We start from the raw sequence: 20,608 nt of genomic DNA on the forward strand, positions 1-20,608 counted from the left end.
TGACAAAGTGATTACTGCTCACTTCGTTCCCAGTAATGCGCTCCGCGATGCACAGAATTTATGCTGACCGCATAAATTCGCGCTGTATGTCTCGGGATTTTGGCATATTCATGTCAAAACGCCTCGCGGGATATTCCAAATGGGCAGTACTCAAAATATGACTTATGTGATTAATGTGATGGGAAAGGAAATTAACAAATGAAGATAGGATTTGACAACGACAAGTATCTGAAAATGCAGTCCGAACATATTCGGGAACGTATCAGCAAGTTTGGAAACAAACTTTATCTGGAATTTGGCGGCAAGCTTTTTGATGACTACCATGCTTCCAGAGTTCTTCCGGGATTTGAGCCGGACAGTAAACTGCGCATGCTGATGCAGCTTTCTGATCAGGCAGAGATCGTCATCGTAATCAGTGCTGCTGATATTGACAAGAACAAAGTCAGAGGTGACCTTGGTATTACTTATGATGAAGACGTACTCCGTCTTATGGAAGTGTTTACAGAGCGCGGTCTTTATGTAGGAAGCGTCTGCATTACTCAGTATGCAGGCCAGGAAAGCGCAGATGCGTTCAAGAAACGTCTGGAGAAGCTTGGAATTAAGGTTTACGTGCTTTATCTAATCCCTGGTTATCCGAACAACACTTCTCTGATCGTAAGCGATGAGGGATACGGCAAGAATGATTATATCGAAACAACAAGACCGCTGGTTGTCATCACTGCTCCCGGACCGGGAAGCGGAAAAATGGCTACCTGCCTTTCCCAGCTTTATCATGAATACAAACGTGGTGTCAAAGCCGGATATGCGAAATTTGAAACTTTCCCGATCTGGAATATCCCGCTGAAGCATCCGGTAAACCTGGCATATGAAGCAGCTACTGCTGACTTAAATGATGTCAATATGATCGACCCGTTCCATCTGGAAGCATACGGTGAGACTACTATTAACTACAACCGTGACGTTGAAGTTTTCCCTGTTCTTCAGGCTATGTTTGAGAAGATCATGGGCGAGTGCCCTTACAAATCTCCGACAGATATGGGCGTAAATATGGCCGGTAACTGTATCGTTGATGATGAATCCTGCAAGGAAGCTGCACGCCAGGAAATCATCCGCAGATATTATAAGAGCATGGAAGCTCTGGTTCGCGGAACCGGACGTGAAGAAGAAGTTTATAAGATCGAACTTCTGCTGAAACAGGCTCATGTTGCATTGGAAGACCGCAAGGTTGTCCCGGCTGCACTGCAGCGCGAGGAAGAAACCGGTGCACCTGCTGCTGCCATGGAGCTTGATGATGGACGTATCATTACAGGAAAGACTTCCGATCTGCTTGGTGCTTCCTCTGCTCTGATTCTGAATGCACTGAAAGAGCTGGCAGGAATTGACCATAGCAAACACGTAATCTCTCCGGAAGCTTTAAGACCGATCCAGACTCTGAAGACAGAATATCTTGGAAGCAGGAACCCGAGACTGCATTCTGATGAGACTCTGATCGCGCTTTCTATCAGTGCTGCTGATAATGAAGATGCGAAGCTTGCACTGCAGCAGATCCCGAAATTAAAGGGCTGCCAGGTTCATACTTCTGTGCTGCTGTCTCAGGTGGATATTCTGGAGTTCCGTAAGCTGGGCGTAGAGCTTACTTGCGAGCCGAAATCTGAGCATGCTAAGAAGCTGCAGAAATAATTTCACAATAGCATAAAAAATCTCCTCTCTGAACATATGATTATTTCATATGAACAGGAGGAGATTTTTATTATACTATTTTCTGTCTATTCTTCCACTGTTTACATATCTAATCGTAAGGAAAATATCCAACGCAAAAATGATAATTGCGAGGATTAATAAAATCGGGCGCTGATCACCAGCATACAATATTAATCCGCCATTTAAAAGGCATATCGTCATGCTGATTCCAATGGTATTGTATGCTTTTCTTGCATCAAGTTTTCCATTGGAAGTAATTTTTTCTTCAATAATACCGCCTGGTTTTACGATACTGATAATAATCAAAGAAACAACAAGTATTGTACCAACAAATGCATTTGTATTCCACCGCATACTCATTTCTCCTCTTCATCAGATATAGGACACCTCACCTATGTCTCACGTCTTAGATTTTGTCAGAAATTTCTTCATTTACCTCTATTTATCTTTAAATTATCATTGTCAGGCACATCTGTCAATATCTTTATTTGATTGAATCAAGAAAATACTGAAGTGGATGATTTTATCCTCTTAACTATTTACAATCTCTAATGCTCTGTCCGGATAATTGGTGATGACGGCTTCTGCGCCTGCATCTTTTACAAGCTGGATGTGTTCTGGTTTGTTGGCGGTCCATACGTGCATTTTCAGGCCGGCGCGTTTAACTTCTTCCATGAACTGTGGGTATTTCAGGTGGTAAACTGCCGGGTGTACGGCGTTGATTCCGAGATTTTTAGCGTACATGGCTGGGTTTACCCATCCGTCGCTGAAAAGGATTCCGGTCTGTACATGGTCGTCGAGCTGTTTTAACTGTAACAGGCTGTAATGGTTAAAAGAGGAATAGATCAGCTGGTCTTCCATGTTCATTTCTTTTACCAGTTTCAGGATTTTCTCTTCCATTCCTGGATAGAAGCAGATGCTGTTCTTTAGTTCGATGTTTACCATCATATCTGTGGTGCGCATGAGATCCAGTACTTCTGCCAGAGTTGGGACGCGGTAGATTCCGGTTGGTTCTGCAGGGGTACTGACTTTTAATTCTTTTAACTGCGCCAGGGTCATGTCTTTGATCAGTCCAGTTCCATCTGTGACGCGGTCTACGGTTTCGTCGTGCATAACGATGAGTTCACCGTCTGCGGATGTATGTACATCCAGTTCGATTCCGTCTGCGCCTTGTTTGATGGCGAGTTCAAATGCTTCCAGAGTGTTCTCCGGTTTGTATCCGCTGGCACCTCTGTGTGCCCATACTTTTGTTGTTCTCTTTGCTGTTTCTGTCATTTTTTTTCTGCCTCTCTTTTTTAATCTTCATAAACAGGGAACCGCATACGCAGTTCCCTGTCATCATTTAAATATAAATATTTTTCCTGTGAATGATTATAACACCTCTCGGTATACTGTTATCAATATTTTTTATTCATTCAGTAAGTTATAATCTTCGATAGATTTGTTCATATCAGAAGCCATTTTGCTGACTGCATCTTCTGCGGACTGTTTTCCATTGAGCATGTTCTCGATTTCTGTTTCTACGATGGAACGTGCTTCCGGGAATACGCTGAGGAGTGCGCCTGCATATTCCGGTGCGGAATCATGGAGCTGGTCGATGGCTGTCTGGAACTGTGGGTATTCTGCGATGTTGTCTTTGAATACCTGTTCGTCATGTGCTGCTGTTGTTACAGGGAAGTATCCTGTCTGTGCATTCCAGTATGCCTGGGATTCTGCAGATACCAGATATTTTACGAATTCCCATGTTGCAGCTTTCTTTGCGTCATCCTGGTTGTCGAGCATCCAGAGGGAAGCACCACCGATGGATACACCACCTTTGTCATCATCTGTGATGGATGGGAAGTATGCAGTACCTACTTCAAAGGAACCGTTTACATCCTGCAGGATCTGTTTCAGGGATGCTGTGGAGCCTAATGTGATAGCAGCTTTTCCTGATGAGAAATCAGCAAGTCCGGAATCTCCGCCTCTTCCTACATTTGGTGCATAACCTGCGTCATAGAGTTTCTTCCACTCATTGAGGATATTCAGAGCGCCGCCGTTTTCGTCAAATACAACTTTCTCAGCTGCTGCCTCACGTCCGTTTCCGTTGTCTACATACTCAAGGCCCTGTTTGCACATGAATTCTTCGAAGAACCATCCGTAGATTCCCATGGATAATGCTTCTCCTGCGCCGCCTTTGTTTACAAGGTTATATTTCTGCTGCGCCAGCATTTTTGCCTTTGCTTCCTGAAACTTCTGGCGTTCCAGAGCCATCTGTTTTTCTTTTTCAGCAGTGATGCTGCCTATCTGTGACATTAATATTTCACTCCTTTTTTCTCGATTTTAAACATTACCAGTGTAAGTACCAGCACGATCAGGAAAAGTACAACTGACTGGGCTGCTGCACTTCCAAAACGGTAGTTAAAGAATGCATCTCTGTAAATAGAGTACACGATCAGGTTTGTAGATTCTCCCGGACCGCCCTGTGTCAGGATCTTGACCTGTCCGAATGACTGAAATGCCTGGATGATGTTTACTACTAATGTATAGAACATCATTGGTGCCAGTCCCGGAAGTGTCAGGCGGTAGAATTTCTGAAATGAACTTGCTCCGTCTACAGAAGCCCGTTCATAAATAGTTTCATCAATGTTACTTAATCCTGCTGAAAAATACAGGAAGTTGATCCCGCTATTGAGCCATGCAGTAAGAACTGCTACGCAGATCAGTGCATATTTCGGATCACTGACCCAGTTGATATCCAGATGGAAAATCTTGTTGATGATTCCCACGGACGGATGAAGCATGATCTTGAAGATCATAGCTGCGGAGCTGGATGCGATTGCCATCGGCAGTGCATACGCAGTACTGAAAAAGCGGATTCCAGGGAATGTTTTGTTGCAGAGAACTGCTGTTGTAAGTCCCAGGATCATGCTGACTGCTACTACGATCACAACAAAGATCAGGGTTACTGCCAGACTGTTCCAGAATGAGGATGACTGTAATAATTCTTTGTAATTGCCAAGTCCTACGAATAATTTTGCCTGTCCCATCTTATTTGTTTTAAAGAGACTTAAGTATAAGGTCTTAAAAAACGGATAGAATAAGAAGATTCCGAAGATCAGGAAACTTGGGAGCAGGTATGCGTAGGCACCTGTGTTTTTTAACTTCTTCATGTGTTGAACACCTTTCCTTTTTATTTTTTATGAGTTACAGATAACTCCAGAACCACACTGCTGCATTTTTACATTGTTACTTTGGCTATATCAAAGAAAAACTCTTCTTTAATTGTGATAATTAACAAACATTACCGCAAAACTTTCTCAAAGTTATAAAAACATTTTTGGCTGTAAAATGTAATTGTCTATGCCTTTATGAAAAAACGCCTTTTCTCAGAGTAATATTTTCCTGCGTTTCCAGGTCAAACGCAGAAATATATGCCATATCGATCCAGAGCGTTACTTTATCGCCTTTATCAATCAGACTGTCACCGGAAACTTTTGCGCAGCAGTCCTGCCCGTTGTGGTTGAAATGGAGGATGACCTCCGCTCCCAGAAGTTCTCTGGCTGTGACTGTAACTTCCATTTTCCACTCGCCTCTGGTATCTGCTCCTGCTGGTCTTTCCAGAAAATGCTCCGGGCGGATTCCGAGTTCGATATTTCTGCCAACATAACCCTGACGCTTCAGGATTTTCCATAAGAAATCCGGGATCGGGATATCTCCGTCATTCTCAGTGCAGAATGTAGGGATTCCTACTTTTTCTATTACCAGTCCTTTGATAAAGTTCATGGATGGAGAACCAATGAATCCTGCAACGAAACGGTTTACCGGGTAATCGTACAGGTTCTGCGGCGCATCTGCCTGCTGTACCACGCCCTGATTCATTACTACAATCCTGTCTCCCAGAGTCATTGCTTCTGTCTGATCATGGGTAACGTAGATGATCGTATTTCCAAGAGCTTTGTGAATGTTTGCAAGTTCTACCCGCATCTGGGTACGAAGCTTGGCATCCAGATTGGATAACGGTTCATCCATGAGAAGTACTTTTGGCTCACGGATGATGGCATTTCCGATGGCTACTCGCTGACGCTGGCCGCCGGAAAGGTTCTTTGGCCTTTGTCTGAGCAGATTTTCCAGTCCCAGAAGTTCTGCTACATGGTGAACTCTTTTATCAATTTCTTTTTTCGGTACTTTTCTTACCTGTAAAGAAAAAGCGATGTTATCGTAAATGTTCATCTGTGGATAGAGGGCGTAGCTCTGGAAAACCATTGCCAGGTCACGCTCTTTTGGTTCCAGATAATTGACTAGTTTGTCTCCTATCCATAATTCACCATCACTGATATCTTCCAGTCCGGCGATCATTCGGAGTGTGGTTGATTTTCCACATCCGGACGGACCAACGAATACTATCAGCTCACCTTTTTCTATTTCCAGATTAAAATTCTTTACTGCCTGAAAGCCGTTTTCGTAGCTTTTACAGATGTCTCTTAATATGATTTCCGACATTTCATTTCCTCTCCTGCTTTTACAACTTTTACAATCAATATTTTTCATCAGATATCTTGTGACGGGCTGATTTAACAGCATAATGCCTTTGCAGATATCTTTATGAAAAATATCCGGCAAGTTTTCCCAGTGACTGGCACTGGAAGCCATTTTTCCATTCTTCTGCACTGGCTTCGCCTGTCAATACCAGGCAACTGTCAACTCCTGCGCGTTTGCCACATTCCATGTCTGTGTAGATTCTGTCACCGATGAGCAGGGTCTGCTTCGGAGTGCATCCTGTTTCTTCCAGACAGGCGTACACCATTCCGGGTGCCGGTTTGCCGATGTATTCCGGTTCTCTGCCAACGGATGCAGTGATCATCCGGCAGATAGATCCGCAGTCCGGCACCATTCCAAAATCAATCGGACACCGCAGATCCGGATTTGTTGCAAACCAGGGAACATTTGTCTCCGTGAGCTGTTTACAGACCTGAATCAGTTTCTCGTAAGTAAGTTCTGTATCATAAGCACAGAGTACACAGTCTACATCATCCCCTGCCTGATCTGTAATGTTCAGGCCTGCTTTTCGCAGTTCACTGCAGTAGGTTTCGGTAGCTGCTACCAGGATTTTTTTATTTCCGTAATATTTCTTCATGAAATCTCTGGCATAAGTTCCGGCAGTGATAAATTCGTCTTCTGTCGTTTCAATTCCCCAGTCATGAAACTGTTCTACATAATCGTTGGCGGCTTTAGATGAATTATTTGTCAGGAAGCGGAAAATTCCGCCGTTTTCTTTTACTGTTTGAAGAAAGTCTGCCGCACCTGGAAGCAGCTCGCTTCCCAAAGCAACAGTTCCGTCAATGTCCAGAAGAAACAGCTTTTTTTCTTTTATCATTGATGCAAGATTGTGATGCATGTTAAATTGGTCTCCTCTTTTTCTCTTTTAATTCTCTGTACTGACAGTCAGCTTTGTGTATTTATTTCTGTCTGTGCTGCTGGCTGTTTTTGACCACTGGCATTATTATAAAAACTTTTTGGTGTCGCCAACAATCTTGTTTACGTCAAATAATTGTTAAATGCATATAAAAAAATCACGGTTGTTCGCCGTGATTTTTTTACATTTTTGTTTTATTGTTATTGTCTTAGCTGCCTTTTATGCCTTAGTCCCTCCCCACTGCTTATTGCATTCCACAATTGAAGCAGGAGGTTTACTTGATCCGGTTAAGGCATTTTAGATGAAACATTTTTCTACTTTACTTAGATTTTATATATTTATCCAAAACTCACCTACTATTCTTATAGGCTTCTAATATATATTTTCTTGTTTTACAGTGATTCCGGTCTTTCTACTTCATAGTTGGACCAGTCATCGATTGCTGTGGCACTTGAGGTATCTGCCTTGTCCTGATAGGAGCCTACTGTGATCGTATAATCACTGTCGCCCTCTACATAAGTAGTTCCGTCTGTACCTACGATGGAAACTGTTTTGCCATCTGCATCTGTGATGGTTCCTTCGTTTGACAGGGATGTGATGGTGCTATCGCCTGTTACTGTCCAAGTAGAGTCTTTGTCGATCACTACGTTGCAGTAACCGTCTCCGCCGTTTCCTGCATAAGTTTCGTCATTGACGAATGCACCTTCCAGTGTGCTGCCGTTGGTCATGTAGAAGTCAAGGTCGCTGATGGAATCCCAGATTACATTGCCCTTCATATCCTGGCTGTCTGCGGTAAAGTTGCAGTCGGATCCATTGGCACCACTCTGACCCCATCCACGCTGGTTGTTGTTTCCTGTGCACTGCAGGAAGAATTCACTGTCATCATTGTATGTGATATCTACGTCTTTTAATGCAATGGTGCATTCCGTGTTGGTTGTGTAGAATAAGCCGCCGTTCTTAGATGTGATCGTACCGCCATCCATCTGGAATGTGCTGTTACCTACTTCGGAGTCACCGGACATGCTCTGATAAAGGATGACTGTCCATGTTGTGTCGTTCTGGTCATCATCGCTCATATTTCCAGTCAGGTTGCTGTTGTAGAGTCTCAGGGAGTTTAATCCCTCGATGCATACTGCTTCTGAACCGTTTGCTGTCAGTTCTGCATTGTTGACTGCGATATCTGCGGTACAGTAAACTGCCGGAGAGCCTACGCCGTTAGATGTATAAGTACCGCCGTCTACTACCATTGTTCCACCGCCTCTGTCACTGCGGATAGCTGCTGAAGATTCACCGTTTGTCTCTACACTCAGATCCCATGCGTAAAGCGTTCCGCCACCTGCTGCGTGGATTCCACCTGAGGTATCCTGCTGTGTGGTGATATCTGTATCTGCTGCGTATACAGTTCCATCGCCGTATGCAAAAAGTCCTGCGCCGCCTTTGCTGTCTGTTGTTACTGTGCTGTCTTTGACATATGCTGTTCCGTCTGTGGCAAGGACTGCGGCACCTACGCCATAGAAACTGGAGTTGTCACCGCCCTGGCTGTCGGAAGATGTTCTGGAGATTGCGTCGTTATTAAATGTAACTTCTGCGCCATTGGAAACAAGTGCCGCGTTTTCGTCTGTTCCTGTGGATTCCAGAGATGTATCGGAAACTGTTTCGTCTGAGCTGTATTCGTTAGCTGCATCATAGCTGTCCACACCGGAAGCCTGACTGCCAGGACCTCCCTGACCGCCGCCCATTTCCATGGACTGAACTGTGATGGTTGCTGCGTTTCCGTCATCGTCTAATGTGATGGCTACTACATCACCTTCTTTAATGTCATCTAATGTAATTTCTTGAGTCTGACCTGCATCGTCTGGAGCCTGGCCATCAGGTTTTTCTGGTGCTTCTCCGTTATCCCCATCTGGTTTCTCCGGAGCCTCTCCGCCAGGTGCACCCTGGCCGCCGCCCATGGTCTGTTTTGTGATTACTGTACTGTCTGTAACTGTGATTTCCTGTTCTTCTCCTGTCAAGTCTAACATAGATGGTTTTTCTCCATCTGGAGCACCCTGTCCATCACCGTTGCTGTCTGATGCTTCGTCCGTTGATTCTGTGTCTTCTGTTCCTTCATCTGTATCTGCTGACTCGTCTGTGCTGGCATCGTCTGTTTTTTTTCCATCTGCATCTTCAGAATCTTTAGCATCACCATCTGCCTTTGCATCATCTCCGTCCGGTTTCTCCGGCGCTTCGCCATTTTCGCCGCCCTGCGGCTGTTCACCAGGCTGGCCCATTTCTTTTCTGGTTCCTACTGCGATGGTGATTTTTCCATCTTCTACGGACTTTACTTCTCCAAGGATTTCATTTGATTCTTCTTTATCTGATGCCTCTGCTGTATCTTCTGTGGTGTCGCCTGCATCCTGAGTACTTTCTGTCTTGCTGTCTGCTGCAAATGCTGTTTCTGCTGATCCAACAGATGTTGCTGTGATCATAACTCCCATAATCATTGCCAGATGTTTATACTTCATAGTGATACCTCTCTTTATACTTTTCTAATTCTTATTTTTTTAGTTTCTCTGTTTCTTTTGTTTTTGTTGATAGTATGACTATATCTGATAAATGTGTCTGATTTATGGTAAGTTTACGAAGAAAATGTGTCCTCTTATTTTTCTTATAAATGATACATCTCACATTTGCGATGCTTTAATAATGGAAGCTGCTCTCGAATCTGGTCTTCGCAGTCCAGATTTATTTCTTCTATTAAGATGCCTTCTTTCTCATCCAGTTGTTTCATAACCTGTCCCCAGGGATCGGTCACAATGGAATGTCCCCAGGAAATGTAGCCTGCCTGTGTGTCTCGTGCAGGAGCGCATCCAAGCATGTAAATCTGGTTATCAAGGGCTCTTGCACGGAAACTGAGTTCCCAGTGTGCAGGACCTGTAGTCATATTAAATGCTGCCGGGACGAAAATCATCTTCACACCGTCCAGCACCATTGTTCGGGCAAATTCAGGGAAGCGGATGTCGTAACAGATCATGACACCCATTTTTCCGAATTCAGTATCAAATACTGTGGCGTGGTCTCCCGGAGTTAAAGTATCGGATTCTTTAAAGTACTGTCCATTTTTTACATTGATATCGAAAAGGTGGGCTTTTCTGTGTTTGCCGATCTGTTTTCCGGCTCTGTCAAAAATATAAGAAGTATTATAAACATTTCCTGACTCATCTGTTTCCGGCATGGAGCCTGCGATCAGATAAATATGGTATTTTCTGGCATAATCAGACATTGCCTGCCAGGATGGGCCGCCTTCTTTTTCTGCATAAATTGGGAAGTTTTCAGTCTGATATGGACAGCAGAACATTTCCGGGAGAATCACGAAGTCCGGATTTTCTGCTTTTATTTTTTCTATATAAGTGCCTGCAGTGCGGATATTCTGCAATTTATCTTTTACTGTGGGCATCTGGATTGCTGCTACTTTCATTTGTATCCTGTCCTTTCTGTATTAATGACATAGTTTTCTACCTATATTATAGCAATAAAAAATACAGTAGCAATCATGTTAGATAAAGTTGATTCCATCATTTTTATATGCTATATTAAAAATACCAGAATAATTTCTGCTTTACGAAAGATAAAAAATAGCAATTTTTATCATAATTTCGTAAAGGAGTGAGAAAACTGGAAATCAAATATTCAAAACAAGCCCTTAAATTTTTAAAGAAACAAGAGATTGTAACTCAAAAACGTATTATCAACGCAATTTCTAATTTACCTAAGGGCGATGTAAAGAAATTACAGAACAGGAATGGTCGTCGATTACGCATAGGTGATTATCGCGTAATTTTTGATAATGTAGAAAACATTATCTTTATCCAAATTATTGATAATCGTGGACAAGTATATAAAGGGGTGTGACTTTATGACAGCTGTTAAAGAACGTATTATAGGTGCTGTATCCATTATGAGCGATAGGGACGCTGATATCTTCTGGCATATCATCCAAAAACATTTTACAGCTCCTGATTTATTTACAAATATTGAGGAAGTAGAACCTGATGAAGTAGATTTAATGATGTTAAAAGAAATTGAAAACAATCCTGACTGTCATGAATTTATTTCTCAGGAAGAACTAATGAAAGAACTTAATTTGTAATTTTCATATTTACATTCAAAATATCCCCCACACATGAGCTATTCTTCCCATGTGTGGGGGATGTTTGTATTCTGTATTAATTAGTCATCATAACCATTCGGGTTATTGGACTGCCATCTCCAGGAGTCGGCGCACATTTCTTTGATGTCGTTTTCTGCTTTCCATCCGAGTTCTCTTTCTGCTTTGGAAGCGTCGGAGTAGCATGTAGCGATATCTCCTGCACGGCGTGGTTTGATCACGTATGGAATCTTAACGCCTGTAGCTGCTTCGAAATTCTTTACGATATCAAGAACGCTGTAACCTTTTCCTGTACCAAGGTTGTAGATGCTTAATCCGGAGTTGTCTTCGATTTTCTTAAGGGCTTTTACATGTCCTTTTGCAAGGTCAACTACATGGATGTAATCTCTTACACCTGTTCCGTCTGGTGTATCGTAGTCGTTTCCGAATACACCAAGTTCTTTCAGTTTTCCAACTGCAACCTGTGTGATGTATGGCATCAGATTGTTCGGGATTCCGTTTGGATTCTCTCCGATAGTTCCACTCTTGTGAGCACCGATCGGGTTGAAGTAACGAAGAAGAACTACGTTCCATTCCGGATCTGCTTTCTGGATGTCTGTCAGGATCTGTTCAAGCATGGATTTTGTCCATCCATATGGGTTTGTGCACTGTCCTTTCGGGCACTCTTCTGTGATCGGGATGATGGCCGGATCTCCGTATACAGTTGCAGATGAAGAGAAAATAATGTTCTTTACATTATGTTTTCTCATTACATCTACCAGTGTTAAGGTTCCTGCAATGTTATTTTCGTAATATTCCCAAGGTTTTACAACAGATTCTCCTACTGCTTTCAGACCTGCGAAATGAATGCAGGAATCAATGTCTTCTTTATCAAAAACTTCATTTAAAGCATCACGGTCCAGAATATCTGCTTTGTAGAATTTCACTGGTTTGCCTGTGATCTTGGAAACTCTGTCCAGAGATTTCTCACTTGCATTGCTTAAGTTATCCAGAACTACAACATCATATCCTGCGTTCTGCAATTCTACAACTGTATGGCTTCCAATATAGCCTGCTCCACCTGTAACTAAAATTGCCATAATAATTCCTCCTAACCTGTCTTCCTGCTACAATACCTGTTTTTTGCAATTTCTGTTTTTTTCTCTTTCAACAATACCTATATTAGTTCACAGCGTCAGAAATATCCTTGATAATTCTGAGTGTAATCTATAAAATTCTGCGAATATCCTGTTTCACATCTGCAAAATTTACTTCTGTATTTTACAGCACCCTATATTCAGAACTGTAAAATACCGTTGCCTAGAGCGTGTCTGAAAAATCATGTATTGTAGAAAATCCTGCGAAAATATGATTTCTCTCATATCCCCGCAGGATAATTCTATCCGAATCAGTTCATAAACACAAGTCTTTATGGACATTTACGTTTTTTTATACCTGTTTATACTTATTTACAATCTCTTTCATCCGGGAAAGTTTTTCTTCCATGTCTTTCACCAGTTTAAACTGTGTTCTGCAGCGATCCAGATTATGTCCCTCTCTGTGAATCTTGAAATAATGATCTCCCTCCAGATAGTCTGTGAGAAAACGCATTCCACATTCAAAAGTCATAAGGATTGCTCCCATGGGAAGCATATCCAATTCTGTCTCAGTCAACGCACCGCCACAGCCTTCAATGAAGCCTTTAACATAAACTTCATACAAGTGAAGATCGCAGGACACCTTCGTCAGGTCTTTCTCATCCTCTGCTCCGGTACTTGCGCCAAAGCGGATAGAATCACCGAAATCATTTACGGAAAGCCCCGGCATTACAGTATCAAGGTCAATCACACAGATGGCTTTTCCCGTTGCATTATCGATCATAATGTTATTCAGCTTGGTATCATTATGTGTAACACGTAACGGCAGTTTTCCCTGATCCTGCATATCGCACAGGACATGTGCCAGTTCTGTGCGGTCCAGCACAAACTGAATCTCTTTTTCCACATCTGCTGCTCTGTGACATATATCTTTTTCCACAGCAGTTTTAAACTTATCCAGCCTGTCCACCGTATTATGAAAATTTACGATAGTCTCATGAAGAGTTTCTGCCGGATAGTCTGCAAGCAGCCTCTGGAAATGTCCGAAAGCAACTGCACTCTGGTAAAAATCTTCCTCATCTTTTACCATGTCATAGCATGTGGCATCTTCAATGAACAAATATACTCTCCAGTATTCCCCGTCCTCATCTACATAATAAGGAAGTCCATCCTTTGTCATCACAAGATTCAGAGTCTCTCTCTCCACATCTCCACCGTTTTCCTGGATCTTTTTCTTCAGCCAGGCAGTAACACCGCTGACATTCTCCATCAGTTCCACAGGTTTGGTAAAAATACTCCTGTTCATTTTCTGAAGAATATAATGTTTGCCTGTACCGTAAGTCAGTCGGTAAGTATCATTGATATGTCCGCTTCCATAAGGAATACATTCTGTCAGATTATCTTCCAGAACAAATGCACTGGTGATATTCTTTATTTCCCGGTTAATTTCCACTCAATTATTCCTCCCATAATCTCTGTGGATACAGCCCTCCATCTTTTAAATTCTGAATGGCAGCTACTACCACAGGTTTATCTTCTTTGTAGGTTACACCATACCATTTATCCATAGATTTCAGAACTTTTACAGTTGCTCTCTTCTCACCGAGAAGTTCATCTACTACAAATGGCAGGAAATATTCGCATTTCAGCGGGTTTACTTTCAGATTCTCATCCAGGAATTTAGGGAATCTGTCTTTCAGCTCTTTCAGAATGCTTGCTGAAAATCCCCACATATTCATGGATACTGTACTGCCTTCCGGAAGCATAGTCCATGTTTTTCCATCGTCTTCTGTATAAGCTGTGCCGCCGTCATGCTTTTCGATATGGGTACGCTCGTTGATCTTAAGAAGATGTCCTTCTTCATCTGTAACGCACACACCTCTTGCCACATGGCCATTCTCTGTCAAAGTATTTTCCAGTTTATAGCCGACCATCATATATCTGTAAGTATCTGCGGTATCTTCGTTCTCTGTCAGGAAATCATATGCCATCTTAAATGCATGGCTTCCATAATAGTCATCTGCATTGATCACAACGAATGGTCCGTCGATTTCATTGATACAGCTTAATACGGCATGTCCGGTTCCCCATGGTTTCACACGTCCTTCCGGTACTTCATAGCCTTCCGGAATATTGTGAAGATCCTGGAAAACATATGATACTTCCAGCTGATTGCTGAGGCGGTCACCGATGGCGCTTCTGAAGTCTGCTTCATTTTCTTTTTTGATAATAAATACTACTTTTTGGAATCCGGCCTGTACTGCATCATAAATGGAGAAATCCATGATGATGTGTCCCTCTTTATCCACCGGATCGATCTGTTTCAGACCGCCGTAACGGCTTCCCATACCTGCTGCCATAACTACTAATACTGGTTTCTTCATGATTTTTTTCCTCTTTTCTTTAAATGTTTTTCGTTACTCTCAGACTGCCTGGTAACTTTTTTACATTCATCTTATCATACTATGATTTTGAGGTCAAAACGTGTTACATAATACCTTTCACAATTGTTACTGCCCTGCTGTCCTCTATTATCCCTTAATACCACCGGTAACACCGCCGATAATCTTCTCTGACAGGAAAATATACAGAATAAATGTCGGCAGGAATACAATGATCACCGCTGCAAACATTCCGGCCCAGTCACCTGTATATTTCATGGAGTTAATCATTCCATAAAGTCCGGGTGCAACAGGTTTCAGCTTATCCGAGCTTGCGAAGATCAGTGACAGGAAATACTCGTTCCAAATATTAATAAAGTTAAAGATTGTTACTGTTACGATTCCTGACTGTGCCATGGGAAACATGATTTTCCAGAAAGTACGCATGGGAGGGCATCCGTCGATTGCTGCCGCTTCCTCATAGGTCCTGGAAATATTGCTGAAAAATGTAAGCAGGAAAATGGTCGTATAAGGTACATTAATTCCTACATACAATATGATCAGTACAGTTCTTCCTGCAGCCACATTATTCAGGATTCCCATACCGGAAATAATGCTGAAAAGGGGAAGAACAACCATGATTGCCGGAACACCCATGGCAGATACGAAGCTGGTCTGGATAAATTTGTTTGCAATAAAATCAAATCTGGACAGTACATAAGCTGCAGGTGCACACACCAGAATCAGTATTGTGCAGGAAATTACTGAATAGATCAGAGAGTTTCCGAAGAAGCCTGCAACTCCGGCCCCGTTCCATGCTTTTGCATAATTTTCAAAATGTAATCCGGACTCAAACTTCAGGGCTTTTCCCTGGAAGATTTCTGCTGTTGTTGAAAAACTTGCCCCGAATACCCATCCCAGAAGCGCAATGGTAAAGATTACCCAGAGCAGCAGGATGATGTATCCCGGCAGGAGTTTGACTTCTTTTTTCAGATTAAAGGGTCTGCGTGCCTCTTTTTCTTTTGCCATTTCTCATCCCTCCTTAAAATTCCAGATCATCATCTTTGATCACTCTGTTACAGATTGTAAATACAATGACTACGCAGACACTGAGCAGTACACCGATGGCAGCTCCCAGACCTGCATTTCGTTCTGTAACTGTATTGCCGCCGCCAAAAATCTGCATATACATATAAACATAAGGGGTAATTGTCTGTGTGTCTGCAGTTACTGTGGAGAAAAGCTGTGACCATACAAAAAAGCCTACACTGCTTACAGACCACATGGTAATGTTTGTTTTAAATACTCCCTTTAACAATGGAAGTGTCATGTAACGGAACTGTGCCGGTTTGGTAGCTCCGTCAATGGTTGCCGCCTCATAATATTCAGGGCTGATACGCTCAATACCGCTGAGCCAGATCAGCATATGGTATCCAACCATTCCGAAACAATATGCAAACAACAGTGCCCAGAATTTGTGGTCATTATCCAGGAACTGGATCTTTGCCAGATTATCCAGATGCAGTGCTGTAAAAAGATCTTTCAGCAAGCCATATCTTGGACTGTATACATACTGCAGCCACATAGTAGCAAGCGCTACTGCACTGACAATATTTGGCATATAAATGATCGCGCGGAAAAATTTCTTTCCTCTGATTCCACTGGTAAGAATAACTGCAAATAAAAGAGACAGGCTCATTACCACCAGACCGCCGATCAGCCAGATACGAAACAGGTTAAAAAATGAAGTCTTAAATAAGCTGGTACTCATCAGCTTTGTATAGTTGCCAAATCCTACAAATTTCCATAAATCCATGGAATCTGTAACTCCGTCGATCTTGAAAAAGCTCATGATCACTGTTCTGATGATCGGATACAGAAAGATTCCCAGAAACAGCAAAACTGCCGGAGTCAGAAATACAACGATCATCGTTTTATTCTTCTTCAAATAAATACCTCCTTTGTAAGTTATACCATATCTACGGATTGCTACGCTTCGCTGCCGCAATCCTCCAGCCATTCGGAATCCGCTGATTTACTTCGTAAATCGCTACTTCCTCATGTCTGGCGGTTTCCAAGTCTAAAAGTCTTATCGTGCAAGCACGAACGACTTTTTGCCTTTGAAACCTGGATATTCAAAAAGACAGATGGCGGCAGCGTAGATACGATGCCACCATCTCTATAAATTCTTTATTTATTTCGCTGCGTCCTGCATAGTGGAAACAAATTCATCTGCTGTAATGGAACCTGCCATTAATTTGATAAAGTTTTCTTTGATAACCGGAGTCATATCTACGTTGGATTCTACACCGCATGCCCATGTGAAACGGTTTGTGCTCTGCTCAATAACAGGTTTTGCACACTCAACCATTGCCGGCCATTCTGTGTTTGTTGTATCAGCCGGGATACCTACAGTTTCATCTGCAAGTTTCTGGTCGTATTCACCTTTTGTAAGGAATGTGATCAGATCAAATGCTTCTTTTGCAAGTTTTGTATCTTTGTTAATACCAAATACCTGTGCGCCGAAGTTGTTTGTTTCGATTCCGTTTGCTCCGTCTGTAAGTGCCGGATATGCGAAGCATCCCCAGTGGAAGTCAGGACCTGCCATCTCTTTTACTTCGTTTGGTAACCAGGAGCCATTCAGATACATTGCAGCTGTTCCAAGTGCAAGCTCTGTGTTCTGACCTGCAGGCCATACGTTGGAACCAACCATCTCTGAATAATATCCGTTAGATGCAAGTTCTTCGATATCCTGTGCCATCTGAAGAACTGCAGGATCATCCCATTCACCTTCAGTTACGATTTCTTTTACTTTATCTTCGCCAACCAGTCTTGCAAGATGATATCCGATCACACATGTTGCATAGGCATCATCCATAGTCATTGGTGTGATTCCTGCATCTTTTAATTTCTGGCATACATCTTTGAATTCATCCCATGTCTTCGGTTCTTCTGTGATTCCTGCCTGCTCAAACAGATCTTTGTTATAGAAGAAGGCAAATACGTTTGGCTGATATGGAATTGTTTTTAATGTGCCGCCGCCGGCATCACGGCATGCTGCCATCAGACCTGCGTTTGCAGTTGCTTCATAGTCATTGTCTTTCGCAAGATCTTCCAGATCCAGAAGATATTTACCGTACATTCCGTTTACACGGTCGATATCTTCGTCAAAAATATCAATCTGTGTGCCGCCGTCCAGTGCAGGCTGAAGTGCTTCACGGTTTCCGGTACGTCCCTTAAACTGAAGGTCTACCTTAACTCCTGTCTGTTCTGTATAAGCGTCAACTGCTTCCTGAATCACCTGTCCCTGTGGCTCTGTAGCTTCCCACATTGACCAGTAAACTAATGTATCATCTGCTGCCTGAACAGTGAAAGCCGGTGCTGCAAGTGAACCAACCATAACCGCACATAATGTTGCACTAAGCATCTTTTTCTTCATACCCATAACCTTTTTTCCTCCTTGGTCAGTTTTGACATTTTGTCTTCTTTTTCTCTCTTTTCGCTCTTTTGTTGAATTTCAACAATTATTTCTTTTGGTAGTTCTTATTTTATCATTTTTGCACAAATAGTATTTGCACAAACGTCCATTTCTTTTGTACAAAAATTCATTTTTAACTGGTTTTTCATCTGTTTTTGTTGTATACTTGTACACAACAACCATATTGCAGTTTTCGGACAGGCTGAGGGAGGTGGCAGTAATGGCTTTTGAGAGTATGTATCTGGAAGAAGATATTCATATTGACCGGATTTATACAATCCACTATTTTGAATACAAAAGCGATTTTCACTTTGCAGGAGAACGCCATAATTTCTGGGAATTTCAATGTGTAGATAAGGGAAAGGCAGAAATAGAGACAGATAACGGTATCTACCATCTGACAAGCGGACAGCTCATCTTTCACAGACCAAATGAATTTCATAACCTTATTGCCATAGGAAATACCGCACCTAATATTGTGGTAGTTTCTTTTGAATGCGATTCTCCATGTATGAAATTCTTTGAGAAAAAATTGCTGAAACTTTCTGATTCTGAGAGAAATCTCATGGGAATGCTGATTGCCGAGGCACGCCGCTGTATCAAAACCCCTCTGGATGATCCTTATACAGAAAAGATGGAAAAGAAAGAAGATTTTTTGTTTGGTTCTCAGCAGCTTATCCGTATTTACCTTGAGCAGATGCTGATCTACATGATCCGGAGAAATTCTTCTCCTCCCATGACTGTACCTGTCAGCCAATTTGTGAATCTGAAAAATAATTCCGCTGTCTATAAACGTGTCATTGCTTATATGGAGGACCACATCCGGGAAAATATTACGCTCTGCGATCTGTGCCATGACAATATGATCGGACGCTCCCAGCTTCAGAAAATATTTCAGGAACAGCATCAGTGCGGCGCTATGGATTTCTTTTCCCGGTTAAAGATCGCCTATGCCAGACAGCTGATCCGCGAGAACCAGATGAACTTCACACAGATTTCGGAATTTCTGGGATACTCTTCCATCCATTACTTTTCCAGACAGTTTAAAAAAATTTCCGGAATGACACCCACAGAATATATCACATCAATAAAGGCGCTCTCAGAACGAGAGCGCCAGTAATACCAGACCAATATTTTCATAATGTTGAACAGCCTTTTTCTTATTTCATATTGCTGAGATTCTCTATAAATTCATCCGATGTTTCTTCTAATCTTGTAAGCTTCAGAAGTTCGCTTTGTATCTGTTCTTTATAATCCGGATCTGCCTCCAGACCTGCAGCCCACATGTACGGCTTTGACATCTCTTTCATATACGGTACTGCATCTGCCAGCACTTCCGGCCATTGTGTATTGTCCGTATCTGCCGGGATGGAATTAACCGCATCTGTCATTTTCATATCTGTTTCCCCGGTACAGATGGAATATGCAAAATCAAAAGCTTCCTGTTTCATCTGCGAATCCTTCGTGACTCCAAATCCCTGTGCTCCCACCATAACACCTTCTGTGCCGTCTGTTCCGGCCTTTACTGCAGGCCATGGAAAAAAACCCCAGGAATCATCAGATTCTGTAGCTTCTGTCACTTCATTCGGAACCCAGGAGCCCTGCAGCACCATGACTGCCTCGCCATCTCCCACTTCATCCTGACCTTCCGGATGCTGTGCCGGTGCACTCTGACTCATATATCCCGCAAAAAACAAAATTCTGATATCATCTGCCGCCTCTTTTGCCTGTGGAATCTGTGACCAGGTACAGTTACGGATCAGCTGCTGCACTTTCTCCTGTCCAAGGTATCTGGCAAGCTGATATCCATACAGAAGATTCACATACTCTTCATCGCAGGTCATGGCACTAAGGCCACTGTCACTGTTTTTAATCTTACGGCATACTCTGATCAGTTTCTCCCAGGTATCCGGGATATCCTGTTCTGTAAGTCCAGCCTCTTCCCATAAATCCTTATTATACCAGACGCCTGTGATATAAGGCTGATACGGCATTGCAAGCAATTCTCCATTTCCCCAGTTCTTCACCTGTTCCAACAGTACCGGCATAATATGCTTCTCATAATCCACAGTATCTGCCATTCCTTTTAATTCTGCCAGATAATCCCTGTGTTCCTGAGCCATCCTCTGATAATCATCATCAAAAAGGTCAATCTGTTCTCCGGCATCCAGGGCAGGTTCTATCAGAGACCGGATTCCTCTGCCCTTCCACTGAATCTCTACAGAAATACCTGTTGCTTCTTCATAAGCTTCTGCTGCTTCTCTGATCACATCTGCCTGTGGTTCATCTTCTTCCCACATGGACCAGTATACAATACTCTGTTCCGGAATTTCTGTGATTTCATCTGATGCTGATACAGTAACCGCTCCTGTTGCGAACAGCATTGACAAACAGCTCATACCCGCTGCAATGCTTCTCCATTTTTCCATA

The 20,608-nt window shown here is 42.6% G+C and carries 18 protein-coding genes and 1 pseudogene; 4 read left to right on the forward strand and 15 right to left on the reverse strand.

Translation table 11 applies throughout. The annotated features are described in order from the left end of the window. The first annotated feature begins 198 nt into the window (after positions 1-198). A complete protein-coding gene (locus tag KQI87_RS14590; protein WP_216460771.1) occupies positions 199-1,680 on the forward strand; it encodes a DUF1846 domain-containing protein in 1,482 nt (493 codons plus the stop codon). A gap of 75 nt (positions 1,681-1,755) precedes the next feature. On the opposite strand, the gene KQI87_RS14595 is transcribed toward KQI87_RS14590, so the two are convergent. The 8 genes and pseudogenes from KQI87_RS14595 to KQI87_RS14630 form a co-directional block, all read right to left on the reverse strand. Further along, complete coding sequence (locus KQI87_RS14595) at positions 1,756-2,055, reverse strand: hypothetical protein (RefSeq protein WP_216460772.1); 300 nt, start codon at positions 2,053-2,055, stop codon at positions 1,756-1,758. 177 nt (positions 2,056-2,232) lie between these two features. Next, positions 2,233-2,976 (reverse strand): glycerophosphodiester phosphodiesterase, encoded by a 744-nt coding sequence (locus KQI87_RS14600; protein ID WP_026649255.1) that lies wholly within the window; start codon positions 2,974-2,976, stop codon positions 2,233-2,235. A gap of 132 nt (positions 2,977-3,108) precedes the next feature. After that, positions 3,109-3,891 (reverse strand): annotated as a pseudogene (locus KQI87_RS14605) (extracellular solute-binding protein); the annotation flags it as partial. 104 nt (positions 3,892-3,995) lie between these two features. Continuing rightward, positions 3,996-4,853 (reverse strand): carbohydrate ABC transporter permease, encoded by an 858-nt coding sequence (locus tag KQI87_RS14610; RefSeq protein ID WP_026649258.1) that lies wholly within the window; start codon positions 4,851-4,853, stop codon positions 3,996-3,998. Positions 4,854-5,049: 196 nt separating this feature from the next. After that, a complete protein-coding gene (locus KQI87_RS14615; protein WP_216460774.1) occupies positions 5,050-6,183 on the reverse strand; it encodes an ABC transporter ATP-binding protein in 1,134 nt (377 codons plus the stop codon). Between the two features lie 100 nt (positions 6,184-6,283). Continuing rightward, positions 6,284-7,078: an HAD-IIA family hydrolase gene (locus KQI87_RS14620; protein ID WP_216460775.1), complete on the reverse strand. Its 795-nt coding sequence runs from the start codon at positions 7,076-7,078 to the stop codon at positions 6,284-6,286. A 410-nt stretch (positions 7,079-7,488) separates the two neighbouring features. Continuing rightward, positions 7,489-9,600 (reverse strand): hypothetical protein, encoded by a 2,112-nt coding sequence (locus tag KQI87_RS14625; RefSeq protein ID WP_216460776.1) that lies wholly within the window; start codon positions 9,598-9,600, stop codon positions 7,489-7,491. 143 nt (positions 9,601-9,743) lie between these two features. Next, entirely contained in the window at positions 9,744-10,553 is an 810-nt protein-coding gene (locus KQI87_RS14630; protein ID WP_216460777.1) for a carbon-nitrogen hydrolase family protein, read from the reverse strand. A gap of 188 nt (positions 10,554-10,741) precedes the next feature. On the opposite strand from KQI87_RS14630, the gene KQI87_RS14635 reads away from it, so the two are divergent. Together KQI87_RS14635 and KQI87_RS14640 are read left to right on the forward strand one after the other, a co-directional pair. Continuing rightward, positions 10,742-10,987 carry a type II toxin-antitoxin system RelE family toxin gene (locus tag KQI87_RS14635; protein ID WP_216460778.1) on the forward strand — a complete coding sequence of 82 codons (246 nt, stop codon included), beginning with the start codon at positions 10,742-10,744 and terminating at the stop codon, positions 10,985-10,987. 4 nt (positions 10,988-10,991) lie between these two features. Further along, on the forward strand, positions 10,992-11,225 hold the full coding sequence (locus KQI87_RS14640) for a hypothetical protein (protein ID WP_216460779.1): 234 nt from the start codon (positions 10,992-10,994) through the stop codon (positions 11,223-11,225). Between the two features lie 80 nt (positions 11,226-11,305). Here the strand turns inward: KQI87_RS14640 and galE are convergent, their stop codons facing one another. The 6 genes from galE to KQI87_RS14670 all read right to left on the reverse strand — a co-directional run bounded on the left by galE (position 11,306) and on the right by KQI87_RS14670 (position 18,139). Next, entirely contained in the window at positions 11,306-12,322 is a 1,017-nt protein-coding gene (gene galE / locus KQI87_RS14645; protein WP_026649263.1) for a UDP-glucose 4-epimerase GalE, read from the reverse strand. Between the two features lie 349 nt (positions 12,323-12,671). After that, positions 12,672-13,772, reverse strand: a complete 1,101-nt coding sequence (locus KQI87_RS14650; protein WP_216460780.1) for an aminoglycoside phosphotransferase family protein — start codon at positions 13,770-13,772, stop codon at positions 12,672-12,674. A 4-nt stretch (positions 13,773-13,776) separates the two neighbouring features. After that, positions 13,777-14,703 carry a sugar phosphate nucleotidyltransferase gene (locus tag KQI87_RS14655; protein ID WP_026649265.1) on the reverse strand — a complete coding sequence of 309 codons (927 nt, stop codon included), beginning with the start codon at positions 14,701-14,703 and terminating at the stop codon, positions 13,777-13,779. A 147-nt stretch (positions 14,704-14,850) separates the two neighbouring features. Further along, a complete protein-coding gene (locus KQI87_RS14660; protein ID WP_019160841.1) occupies positions 14,851-15,729 on the reverse strand; it encodes a carbohydrate ABC transporter permease in 879 nt (292 codons plus the stop codon). Positions 15,730-15,742: 13 nt separating this feature from the next. After that, the gene (locus KQI87_RS14665) at positions 15,743-16,648 is read right to left on the reverse strand and encodes a carbohydrate ABC transporter permease (protein ID WP_025580677.1); all 906 of its coding nucleotides are present in this window, start codon (positions 16,646-16,648) and stop codon (positions 15,743-15,745) included. Between the two features lie 246 nt (positions 16,649-16,894). Beyond that, complete coding sequence (locus KQI87_RS14670; RefSeq protein ID WP_055200988.1) at positions 16,895-18,139, reverse strand: ABC transporter substrate-binding protein; 1,245 nt, start codon at positions 18,137-18,139, stop codon at positions 16,895-16,897. Between the two features lie 259 nt (positions 18,140-18,398). Between KQI87_RS14670 and KQI87_RS14675 the strand changes: the two genes are divergently transcribed. Further along, on the forward strand, positions 18,399-19,298 hold the full coding sequence (locus KQI87_RS14675) for a helix-turn-helix domain-containing protein (protein WP_020993456.1): 900 nt from the start codon (positions 18,399-18,401) through the stop codon (positions 19,296-19,298). A gap of 40 nt (positions 19,299-19,338) precedes the next feature. Here KQI87_RS14675 and KQI87_RS14680 read toward each other — a convergent pair whose 3' ends face one another. Continuing rightward, positions 19,339-20,607, reverse strand: a complete 1,269-nt coding sequence (locus tag KQI87_RS14680) for an ABC transporter substrate-binding protein (protein WP_062807319.1) — start codon at positions 20,605-20,607, stop codon at positions 19,339-19,341. Between the last annotated feature and the right edge of the window lies 1 nt (position 20,608).

It is taken from the genome of Blautia sp. MSJ-9, from assembly GCF_018919065.1.
GTDB lineage: Bacteria > Bacillota > Clostridia > Lachnospirales > Lachnospiraceae > Blautia_A.

Bases quoted from the DNA above. Each gene is read 5' to 3' on its own strand.
- KQI87_RS14660 (WP_019160841.1), bottom strand. From the start codon at position 15,729: ATGGCAAAAGAAAAAGAGGCACGCAGACCCTTTAATCTGAAAAAAGAA.
- KQI87_RS14675 (WP_020993456.1), top strand. From the start codon at position 18,399: ATGGCTTTTGAGAGTATGTATCTGGAAGAAGATATTCATATTGACCGG.
- KQI87_RS14595 (WP_216460772.1), bottom strand. From the start codon at position 2,055: ATGCGGTGGAATACAAATGCATTTGTTGGTACAATACTTGTTGTTTCT.
- KQI87_RS14655 (WP_026649265.1), bottom strand. From the start codon at position 14,703: ATGAAGAAACCAGTATTAGTAGTTATGGCAGCAGGTATGGGAAGCCGT.
- KQI87_RS14680 (WP_062807319.1), bottom strand. From the start codon at position 20,607: ATGGAAAAATGGAGAAGCATTGCAGCGGGTATGAGCTGTTTGTCAATG.
- KQI87_RS14610 (WP_026649258.1), bottom strand. From the start codon at position 4,853: ATGAAGAAGTTAAAAAACACAGGTGCCTACGCATACCTGCTCCCAAGT.
- KQI87_RS14615 (WP_216460774.1), bottom strand. From the start codon at position 6,183: ATGTCGGAAATCATATTAAGAGACATCTGTAAAAGCTACGAAAACGGC.
- galE (WP_026649263.1), bottom strand. From the start codon at position 12,322: ATGGCAATTTTAGTTACAGGTGGAGCAGGCTATATTGGAAGCCATACA.
- KQI87_RS14620 (WP_216460775.1), bottom strand. From the start codon at position 7,078: ATGCATCACAATCTTGCATCAATGATAAAAGAAAAAAAGCTGTTTCTT.
- KQI87_RS14630 (WP_216460777.1), bottom strand. From the start codon at position 10,553: ATGAAAGTAGCAGCAATCCAGATGCCCACAGTAAAAGATAAATTGCAG.
- KQI87_RS14625 (WP_216460776.1), bottom strand. From the start codon at position 9,600: ATGAAGTATAAACATCTGGCAATGATTATGGGAGTTATGATCACAGCA.
- KQI87_RS14590 (WP_216460771.1), top strand. From the start codon at position 199: ATGAAGATAGGATTTGACAACGACAAGTATCTGAAAATGCAGTCCGAA.
- KQI87_RS14670 (WP_055200988.1), bottom strand. From the start codon at position 18,139: ATGAAGAAAAAGATGCTTAGTGCAACATTATGTGCGGTTATGGTTGGT.
- KQI87_RS14600 (WP_026649255.1), bottom strand. From the start codon at position 2,976: ATGACAGAAACAGCAAAGAGAACAACAAAAGTATGGGCACACAGAGGT.
- KQI87_RS14640 (WP_216460779.1), top strand. From the start codon at position 10,992: ATGACAGCTGTTAAAGAACGTATTATAGGTGCTGTATCCATTATGAGC.